The organism is Novosphingobium acidiphilum DSM 19966, from assembly GCF_000429005.1.
In the GTDB taxonomy this organism is placed as follows: domain Bacteria; phylum Pseudomonadota; class Alphaproteobacteria; order Sphingomonadales; family Sphingomonadaceae; genus Novosphingobium; species Novosphingobium acidiphilum.
In genome coordinates, this window is sequence record NZ_AUBA01000027.1 from 24,946 (window position 1) to 34,811 (window position 9,866).

Genomic DNA, 9,866 nt, shown 5'->3' on the forward strand with positions numbered 1-9,866 from the left:
CTTTGCTTTTGCACGGTTTGACGCTAGCGGCTTGAACACCATGGAACAGCTCGATCAGACACTGACGGCCATCGCCGCCGCCGACACGCTTGACGCCGTCGAAGCCTTGCGCGTGGCCGCGCTTGGCAAACAGGGCTGGGTATCCGCCCTGCTCAAGACGCTGGGCGGCATGACCCCCGACGAACGCCAGGCGCAAGGCCCCGCGATCCAGGCCGCGCGCGAAAGCGTGACCGCCGCGATCGCCACGCGCAAGGCCACGCTGGAACGCGCAGTGCTGGAGGCGCGGCTGGCGTCGGAACGCGTCGATCTGACGCTGCCTGCGCCCGAAACCCCGCGCGGTTCGGTCCACCCGGTATCGCAGGTGATGGACGAACTGGCCGAAATCTTTGCCGACCTGGGCTTTGCCGTCGCCAGCGGGCCCGAAATCGAGGACGACTGGCACAATTTCACCGCGCTCAACATGCCCGAAACGCATCCGGCGCGCGCGATGCACGACACCTTCTATTTCCCCGACCGCGATGATGCCGGCCGGTCGATGCTGCTGCGCACGCACACCTCGCCGGTGCAGATCCGCGCAATGCTGGATCAGGGCGCACCGTTGCGGATCATTGCGCCGGGGCGGGTCTATCGGTCGGACAGCGATGCCACGCACACCCCGATGTTCCATCAGATCGAAGGGCTGGTGATCGACAAGGGCATTCACCTTGGCCATCTGAAGTGGACCCTGGAAACCTTTCTCAAGGCGTTTTTCGAGCGCGAGGACATCGTGCTGCGCCTGCGTCCCAGCTATTTCCCGTTTACCGAACCCTCGGTCGAGGTCGATGTCGGCTTTGCGCTGGTCAACGGCAAGCGCGTGGTCGGGGGCGATGGCGATGCACCCGGCGGCGGCTGGATGGAAGTGCTGGGGTCGGGCATGGTCAACCGCCATGTGATCGCCGCCAGCGGGCTTGATCCCGACGAATGGCAGGGGTTTGCCTTTGGCACCGGGGTCGACCGGCTGGCCATGCTCAAATACGGGATGGATGATTTGCGCGCGTTCTTTGACGGCGATGGCCGGTGGCTGGCGCATTACGGCTTTGCCGCGCTCGATGTGCCGACGCTGTCGGGCGGCGTGGGGGTGCGGTCATGAAATTCGCGCTGTCCTGGCTCAAACGCCATCTTGATACCACCGCCGATGCCGGCACGATTGCGCGCGCGCTGACCGCGCTGGGGCTGGAAATCGAAGGTGTCAGCGATGCCTCGGCCGCGCTGGCGGCGTTCCGCATCGCCCGCGTGGTGACCGCCGAGCGCCATCCGCAGGCGGACAAGCTGCAAGTGCTGTCGGTCGATCTGGGCGACGGTGCGCCGTTGCAGGTGGTCTGCGGGGCGCCCAATGCGCGCGCCGGGCTGATCGGCGTGCTTGGCGTGCCCGGCGCGGTGGTGCCGGCCAACGGCATGGAATTGCGCAAAAGCGCGATCCGCGGCGTCGAATCCAACGGCATGATGTGTTCGACCCGCGAACTGGGGCTGGGCGACGAACACGACGGGATCATCGAATTGCCCGCCGATGCGCCGGTCGGCGCGACTTTTGCCGATTACCTGGGCTCGGACCCGGTGTTCGATGTGGCGATCACGCCCAACCGGCCCGATTGCATGGGCGTCCATGGCATCGCGCGCGATCTGGCCGCGGCTGGCCTTGGCGTGCTGCGCCCGATCGAAGTGGCGCATAGTGAGGGCAGCTTCCCGTGTCCTGTGGAGGTGCGCACCGACGATCTGCAAGGGTGCCCGGCATTCCATGGCCGGGTGATCCGCGGCCTGCGCAACGGACCCAGCCCGCAATGGCTGCAGGACGCTTTGAAAAGCGCTGGACAACGCCCGATCTCGGCGCTGGTCGACATCACCAACTATGTCATGCTGGGGTATGGACGCCCCGCACACGCCTATGACCTGGCCAGGCTTTCGGGCGCAGTCGTCGCGCGCAAGGCGCGCGACGGCGAAACCGTGGTGGCGCTCAACGGGCGTGAATACACGATGCAGCCGTGGATGACGGTCATCGCCGACGATGCCGGTGTGCACGATGTTGCAGGCATCATGGGCGGCGAACATTCGGGGTGCAGCGATGCCACGACCGATGTCCTGCTTGAAGTGGCCTATTTCGATCCGCAATCCATTGCCCGCACCGGGCAGGCGCTGGCGCTGACATCGGATGCGCGCGGCCGGTTCGAACGCGGGGTCGATCCGGGTTTTCTTGATACCGGGCTTGATCTGCTGACCGCGCTGATCCTGGACATCTGTGGCGGCGAAGCCAGCCACGTGGTGCGCGCCGGAACGCCGCCCGTGGCCGACAGGCTGGTCGCCTATGATCCCGCGCTGGCCGCACGGCTGGGCGGGGTCGATGTGGCGCAGGACGAACAGCGGCGCATTCTGGCGGCGCTGGGCTTTGGCGTGTCGGGCGAAGGGCTGTGGCGCGTTGCCGTGCCCGGCTGGCGCCCCGATATCGATGGCGCGGCCGACATCGTGGAAGAGGTGATCCGCGTCCACGGGCTGGACCAGGTGCCATCCACCCCGTTGCCGCGCGCCGCCGGCGTGGCCAGGCCCACCGCGACCCCGGCGCAGATGCTCGAACGCCGCCTGCGCCGCGCCGCGGCCGCGCGCGGGCACCACGAAGCGGTAACCTGGTCGTTCCTGCCCGAGGCGCAGGCCGCGCATTTTGCCGATCCCGACCATCCGCTGTGGGTGCTCGCCAATCCGATTTCCGAAGACCTGAAGGCCATGCGCCCGTCGCTGTTGCCCGGATTGCTGATGGCGACCCGGCGCAATCTGGATCGCGGCACTGCCAGCATCCGCCTGTTCGAACTGGGCCGCCGCTATCTGCGCGGGCCCGGGGGCAGCAGTGCCGAGGCGCCAAGCCTGGCCGTGGTGCTGGCGGGTGAACGCGTTCAGCGCGGCTGGGCCAGCGGCAAAGCGGCCATGGTCGACGCGTTCGATGCCAAGGCCGAGGCGCTGGCGCTGCTGGCCGAGGCGGGCGCCCCGATCGACAACCTGATGGTCATGGGCGATGCGGGCGCGCAGTTCCACCCCGGGCAGTCGGCCACGCTGCGGCTGGGGCCGAAGACCGTGCTGGCGCGGTTCGGCATGTTGCACCCGGCCACGATGAAGGCGTTCGACCTGTCGGCACCGGTCGCGGTGGTCGAACTGTTCCTTGATCGCCTGCCCGCGAAAAAGGGCCCCGGCGGGTTTGCCCGCACCGCGTATGCGCCGCCGCCCCTGCAGGCGGTGACGCGCGATTTTGCCTTTCTGATCGGGCAGGATCGCGCCGCCGGCGATGTGGTGCGCGCGGTGCGCGGCGCGGACAAGGGGAACATTGTTGCCGCGCGCGTGTTCGACGATTTCCGCGGGGCCGGCGTGCCCGAAGGGCAGCGCAGCCTGGCGATCGAGGTGACATTGCAGCCGCTCGACAAAAGCTATGACGAAGCCGCGCTCAAGGCGATTGCCGACCGGATCGTTGCGGCCGTGGCCAAGTTGGGCGGCACATTGCGGGGATAACAGCCATGCCGGACAATGCGGTTGCGATTGCCAGCGAAGTGCTGTCGGCGCGGATCCATCCGACCGGCGCGGAATTGTGGTCGCTGACCGACGGGCGGGGCCGCGAATACATGACCGATGCCGATCCGGCGTTCTGGACGGGCCATGCGCCGATCCTGTTTCCGGTGGTCGGATCGCTGGCGCACGATCACCTGCGGGTCGATGGCCGGACATATGCGATGGAACGCCACGGCTTTGCCCGGCGCAGCGCCTTTGCGATTGCCGAACAGGCGCCCGACCACGTGCGCTTTGCGCTGCGTGACAGCCCCGACACCCGCCGCGTCTATCCGTATGCCTTTGCGCTCGACATCGCGTTTCGGCTGGCTGGCTGGCGGCTGGAAATCGTGGCCAGCGTCCACAATCCCGGCACTGCACCGCTGCCGTTCAGCTTTGGCTATCACCCTGCATTCGCCTGGCCGCTGCCCGGCGGCGCGGACAAGGCGGCGCATCGCGTGACCTTTGCACAGGCCGAACCCGCGCCCGTGCGCCGGGTGGCGCGCGACACCGGCCTGTTGCTGCCCCGGGCCCAGGCCACGCCTGTCACCGGGCGCACGCTGCCGCTGGACCCGGCGCTGTTTGCCGATGATGCGCTGATCTGGACCGACCTTGCCAGCCGGTCGCTGAACTATGGCGCGCCGGGCGGCACCTCGCTCGATCTTGCCTTTCCCGATATGCCGATGCTGGGCCTGTGGCAGGTGCCGGGTGCGCATTACATCTGCATCGAACCCTGGCAGGGGCACGCCGATCCGCAGGGTTTTGCCGGCGATTTTGCCGACAAGCCGGGCCTTGTCATGCTGGCGCCCGGCGCGGTACGGTCGTTTCACCTCTCGATCACGGTGAATGTCTGATGGTGCTGCGCCCGCGTATCCTGCTTGTGGTGATGGTGATCGTGCTGGCCCTGCTGGCGGGGGCCGTGGCGCTGATGTTCAGGCATGGCGGCGAACGGCTGGTGGCGCGTCAGACGTCGGCGGCATCGGCGCAGGCCTTGCGCAATTGCCTGGGCGCCCGGCTGGGGCTGACCTGGCAGGGCGATCCGCGCGCGATGCGTGCCAGCACGTTTTCGTTGCGCGTGGTGGTGTCCGACAGCGGTGCTGCGCGCCAGATCGGCTTCTTCACCCACGGTGCGCGCAAATTGAGCAGCAGCGAAACCACCGCGCTGCAGGAATGCGCCGCGATCAAGTAACAAAAACCGGGTCCCATTTTGCGCAATTTGCTCTAGGGCCCCAGACAATGTCCAATCGCCGCACCTTTGCCATCATCTCGCACCCCGACGCGGGCAAGACCACCCTGACCGAAAAGCTGCTGCTGCAAGGCGGGGCGATCCACCTGGCCGGAGAGGTCAAGGCGCGGGGACAGGCGCGGCGTGCCCGGTCCGACTGGATGAAGATCGAGCAGCAGCGCGGGATTTCGGTGACCAGCTCGGTCATGACCTTTCAAAAGGACGGCATCGTCTTCAACCTGCTCGACACCCCGGGCCACGAGGACTTTTCCGAAGATACCTATCGCACGCTGACCGCGGTCGATTCGGCGATCATGGTGATCGACGCGGCCAAAGGGATCGAGCCGCAGACGCGCAAATTGTTCGAAGTGTGCCGCCTGCGACAGGTGCCGATCATCACCTTTGTCAACAAGGTCGATCGCGAGGGGCGCAGCGTGTTTGAAACGCTGGACGAAGTGGCCGATGCGCTGGCGCTGGATGTGGTGCCGATGTCGTGGCCGGTGGGCATGGGCGGTCTGTTCGAAGGCGTGATGGACCTGACCGCGCGCACGATCGCGCGCCCGGAAGGCGCGGCCCGCGAATTTCTGGGCCAGCGCGATCCGGTCGATGGTGCAACCATCCCCGACGCGGTGGCCGAAGAAATCGAACTGGCCCAGGTCGGCTATCCCGAATTCGATCTGGCGGCATACCGCAATGGCGATCTGACGCCGGTGTATTTCGGATCGGCGCTGAAGGGGTTTGGCGTGTCCGAACTGATCGACGCCATTGCGCGGTTTGCCCCGCCGCCGCGCCCGCAATCGTCGAACCAGGGCGTGATCGATCCTTCGCGCGAGGATGTGACCGGGTTCGTGTTCAAGGTACAGGCCAATATGGACCCGCAGCACCGCGATCGCATCGCGTTCATGCGGCTGGTTTCGGGCACGTTCCGCCGGGGCATGAAGCTGATCCCGTCGGGGCTGGGCAAACCGATCGCGGTGCATTCGCCGATCCTGTTCTTTGCGCAGGACCGCGAAATTGCCGACACGGCCGAGGCGGGCGATATCATCGGCATTCCCAACCACGGCACGCTGCGCGTGGGCGATACCCTGTCGGAAAAGAACGACGTACGCTTTACCGGGCTGCCCAATTTCGCGCCCGAAATCCTGCGCCGCGTCGCGCTGAAAGACCCGACCAAGACCAAGCAATTGCGCAAGGCGCTGGATGACCTGTCGGAAGAAGGCGTGATCCAGGTGTTCTATCCCGAAATCGGCGCGCAGTGGATTGTCGGCGTGGTCGGGCAGTTGCAGCTCGACGTGCTGATTTCGCGGCTGGACGCGGAATACAAGGTCGAGGCGCGGCTGGAAGAATCGCCGTTCGACACCGCGCGCTGGGTCAAAGGCAGCGATGCCGCGATCAAGGGCTTTGTCGATTTCAACAAATCGAACCTGGCGCACGACCGCGACGGCGATCCGGTGTTCATGGCACGCTCGGCATGGGATGTCGGCTATCAACAGGAACGCAATCCCGACCTGACCTTTTCGGCGACCAAGGAGCGGTAGGCGGCTGCGCCTGCGTACGGGCAGCGCGTGCAAGCGGTACGGCGTCATACGCAGGCTGTTGCCCCAATTGCGGGAAAAGGCCTTATTGATCAGGGGCTGTCGTGTGCAGCGCGGCCACCATCAGGTCGCGGAACCGGTCAGCATCGATATCGTCGATGATCTCCACCTCTTGCTCGCCCAGATGCGGGCGGGTGGTATCCGACCACACGTGGGCATTGCCATAATTCATGCCGTGATCGATATCGACGCGCATGAAAACCCGGGTCGATCGGGTGATCAGCGTGGGATCGAGCAGCACCGCAGATGCCAGTTCATCCCATAACGGCAAGCCCCTGAGAGCGAAGCGTTCGTAATACGCGGTCAAAGGCGATTTAACCGCGACAATCCGTTCCAGCAAAGCCGGCGTCAGGCGCACCTTGTTGGCCACGCTCGACACGATCCTGATTCTTGGAAATCCCGCCGTCAGCACGATGTCTGCTGCCTCGGGATCAAATTTGAAATTGAAATCGTTGTAAAGGTTGGCGTCTTCGCTGGCCTGCGCCCGGTTGACATCGACAAGCCCGCCCATGATCACCAGTTCCTTCACATGCGCGGCAAAGTCGGGATCAAGCCGTATTGCCAGCGCCAGATTGGTCAAAGGCCCGGCCGCCACGATCGATATCTCGCCCGGATGCGCCCTTACCTGTTCCGCAAGAAACGCGGCGGCATAGCCGGGCGCGGGCTTCAGCCGGGTCGGTCCGGCCGGCATCGGCTGCACCCCATCGGGCGCGATTGCAGATTGGCCCGGATGCGGGGTGTTCCATGCCCCTTTCCACGCAAAGAGCCCGTAGTTTCGCTCCCACGCATCCAGTTCGTCCTTGCTGCGAAGCAAAGGGTGATTGGCCCCGGCATAGACCGGGATATCCCCTCGCCCGATAATCTCCAGAAAGCGCAAGGTGTGCATCACATCATCGGTGACGTAGCTGTCACCCACGACAGTGGTAATGCCAAGCACTTTGACCGCGGGACTGGTAATCAGCGGCACCGCCTGAATGGCGCTGACCGGAACACCGAAATCATTGTCTATGATAACCAGTCGGCGCGGGGTCTGGGCACGGGCGGCGGAAATCGCCATCGCGGCAAGGCCTATCGCTGCAATCGCCGTCGAAAATTTCATCGGATCAACCCATCCCAAAACGCCGGTTTGACCGGGTCAAGACATCGCCTTTGCAATCGATTCCCGGCCAAATGCCGGCCGCCCGCCGGCCGCCGGGGCATGGCGGTGACACCTTACGGCACCACCAATCCGTCCCCCCACGCCCAGACCGTATCGCCCCGCCACAACACCCCCTTGCCAGCAGGATCACCACGCGGCAGGTAGGCATCATGAATTTGCTCGGCCCGACATCCAACACCTTTATCTCGCAACGCCTGCGGCTGCATTATGTGGACTGGGGCAACGCCGACAAACCGCCGCTGCTGCTGATCCACGGCGGGCGCGATCATTGCCGCAGCTGGGACTGGACGGCAGAGGCGCTGCGCGAGGATTGGCATGTGATCGCGCTCGATCATCGCGGCCATGGCGACAGCGAATGGGCGTCGGATGGCAATTACCGCACGATGGACATGGTCTATGACGTGGCGCAGCTGGTGCACCAGCTGGATCTGGCGCCGGTGACGATCGTATCGCATTCGATGGGCGCCAATGTGTCGCTGCGCTATGCCGGGCTGTTTCCCGAAGACGTGCGCAAACTGGTGGCGATCGAGGGGATCTTTCCCACCGCCGATTGGGAAGTGCGGATGAAGGATGTGCCGTTTGGCCGGCGCGTGCGCGACTATATCGCCGAAAAGCGCAAGGCCGCCGGGCGCCTGCCGCGCCGTTATCCCACGCTGCGCGATGCCTATGCCCGGATGAAGACAGAAAACCCCTATCTGACCGAAGAACAGGCCAAACACCTGACGATCCACGGGATCAATCGCAACGAAGACGGCACCTTCACCTGGAAATTCGACCCTTACGTCCACATCGATCACCCCTATGACATTTCGAGCGAGCGCAAGCACGAGCTGTGGCAGGCGATTACGTGTCCCACGCTGCTGCTGAACGGCGCGGATTCGTGGGCGGGCAATCCCGAACGCGATGGACGCCTGCGCCATTTCCGCAATGCGCAAGTGGTCGAATTCGCCAATGCCGGGCACTGGTTGCACCATGACCAGTTCGACCGGTTTGTCGCGACGCTGAAGGATTTTCTGTAACCGCTGCCCAAATATTGGGCAAAAATTGGCAGCTGCCCGCGAATCGGGCGGTGCTGTTGGCATGTTCGCCCCGGCCGCTTGCGCCAAACCGCGGCATTGCGCGGCAAAGGTCCTGCACAAGGACTTGGCACGGAGTTTGCACTACTGAACCGACGTCGGGACGCGCATGGCGGACCGGCTGTGGGGGCAGGCATGAAGTTCATCATCGCCATAATCAAGCCGTTCAAGCTTGATGAAGTGCGCGAAGCTTTGTCGGACCTGGGCATCGCCGGGATGACCGTTTCGGAAGTGAAGGGTTTTGGTCGGCAAAAGGGTCAGACCGAAATCTATCGCGGCGCGGAATACACCACCAACATGCTGCCCAAGGTCAAGCTCGAGATCGCGGTAACCGACGATCTTGCCGACCGCGTGATCGAAACCATCCAGCAGACCGCCAGCACCGAGGCGATCGGCGATGGCAAGATCTTTGTCATCGATCTGGTTTCGGCCACGCGTATCCGCACCGGCGAAACCGGGGAGCCGGCGCTGTGATATCCCGAATGAGGAACAACCAGATGATCCGCAAGATGATCCGTGGCGTTGTGGGGCCCTGTGTTGCGCTGGGTTTTGCATCGACCGCTTTCGCACAAACCGCACTGATCAAGGCGCCGGACGCTGCGCACCAGGCGCTGATGATCAACAAGGGCGATACCGCCTGGCTGCTGCTGTCGTCGGCGCTGGTGCTGATGATGAGCGTGCCTGGCCTGGCGCTGTTTTACGGCGGGCTGGTGCGCACCAAGAACATGCTCAGCGTGCTGATGCAGGTGTTCATGATCGTGTCGGTGTGCGGATTGCTGTGGGCCACGGTCGGCTATTCACTGGCGTTTACCACCGGCATGACCCCGGGCCTGACGCCTTATATCGGCGGATTTTCCAAGGCGCTGATGCGCGGGATCGACGCCAGCACCGCGGCAACCACGTTTTCGAACAACGTCTATGTGCCCGAACTGGCCTATTTCGTGTTCCAGATGACCTTTGCGATGATCACGCCCGCGCTGATCGTCGGATCGTTTGCCGAACGCGTGAAATTTTCGCCGCTGATCGTGTTCACCGTGCTGTGGTCGTTGCTGGCCTATTACCCGATCGCCCACATGGTGTGGTACTGGGGCGGGCCCGATTTCATGAAGGACAGCCCCAACGAGGCGGGCCTGTTGAACCATTGGGGCGCGCTGGATTTTGCCGGTGGCACCGTGGTGCATATCAACGCCGGGATCGCCGGCATGGTCGGCTGTCTGATGATCGGCAAGCGTCTGGGCTTTGGCAAAGAAAAC

Annotated in this window: 8 protein-coding genes and 1 pseudogene; 8 read left to right on the forward strand and 1 reads right to left on the reverse strand. The window is 64.5% G+C overall.

The features are described from left to right. Positions 1 to 40: 40 nt before the first annotated feature. Genes pheS through G404_RS0116720 form a run of 5 tightly spaced genes read left to right on the forward strand, consistent with a single transcriptional unit; the run spans position 41 to position 6,321 of the window. Positions 41 to 1,129 carry a phenylalanine--tRNA ligase subunit alpha gene (pheS, locus tag G404_RS0116700; protein ID WP_028642080.1) on the forward strand — a complete coding sequence of 363 codons (1,089 nt, stop codon included), beginning with the start codon at positions 41 to 43 and terminating at the stop codon, positions 1,127 to 1,129. Further along, positions 1,126 to 3,525 carry a phenylalanine--tRNA ligase subunit beta gene (pheT, locus tag G404_RS0116705; protein WP_028642081.1) on the forward strand — a complete coding sequence of 800 codons (2,400 nt, stop codon included), beginning with the start codon at positions 1,126 to 1,128 and terminating at the stop codon, positions 3,523 to 3,525. Before pheS ends, pheT begins: the two co-directional genes overlap by 4 nt. A 5-nt stretch (positions 3,526 to 3,530) precedes the next feature. After that, complete coding sequence (locus G404_RS0116710; protein WP_028642082.1) at positions 3,531 to 4,412, forward strand: aldose 1-epimerase family protein; 882 nt, start codon at positions 3,531 to 3,533, stop codon at positions 4,410 to 4,412. Next, positions 4,412 to 4,747, forward strand: coding sequence for a hypothetical protein (locus G404_RS0116715; protein ID WP_051280906.1), 336 nt, complete (start codon positions 4,412 to 4,414; stop codon positions 4,745 to 4,747). Before G404_RS0116710 ends, G404_RS0116715 begins: the two co-directional genes overlap by 1 nt. 47 nt (positions 4,748 to 4,794) lie before the next feature. Continuing rightward, positions 4,795 to 6,321, forward strand: a complete 1,527-nt coding sequence (locus G404_RS0116720; RefSeq protein WP_028642084.1) for a peptide chain release factor 3 — start codon at positions 4,795 to 4,797, stop codon at positions 6,319 to 6,321. An 82-nt stretch (positions 6,322 to 6,403) separates the two neighbouring features. Here G404_RS0116720 and G404_RS0116725 read toward each other — a convergent pair whose 3' ends face one another. Then, the gene (locus G404_RS0116725) at positions 6,404 to 7,477 is read right to left on the reverse strand and encodes a nucleoside hydrolase (protein ID WP_028642085.1); all 1,074 of its coding nucleotides are present in this window, start codon (positions 7,475 to 7,477) and stop codon (positions 6,404 to 6,406) included. Between the two features lie 209 nt (positions 7,478 to 7,686). On the opposite strand from G404_RS0116725, the gene G404_RS0116730 reads away from it, so the two are divergent. The 3 genes and pseudogenes from G404_RS0116730 to G404_RS0116740 form a co-directional block, all read left to right on the forward strand. Then, a complete protein-coding gene (locus G404_RS0116730) occupies positions 7,687 to 8,556 on the forward strand; it encodes an alpha/beta fold hydrolase (RefSeq protein ID WP_028642086.1) in 870 nt (289 codons plus the stop codon). A gap of 192 nt (positions 8,557 to 8,748) precedes the next feature. After that, positions 8,749 to 9,087, forward strand: a complete 339-nt coding sequence (locus G404_RS0116735; protein ID WP_028642087.1) for a P-II family nitrogen regulator — start codon at positions 8,749 to 8,751, stop codon at positions 9,085 to 9,087. A gap of 23 nt (positions 9,088 to 9,110) precedes the next feature. Then, positions 9,111 to 9,866 (forward strand): annotated as a pseudogene (locus G404_RS0116740) (ammonium transporter); the annotation flags it as partial.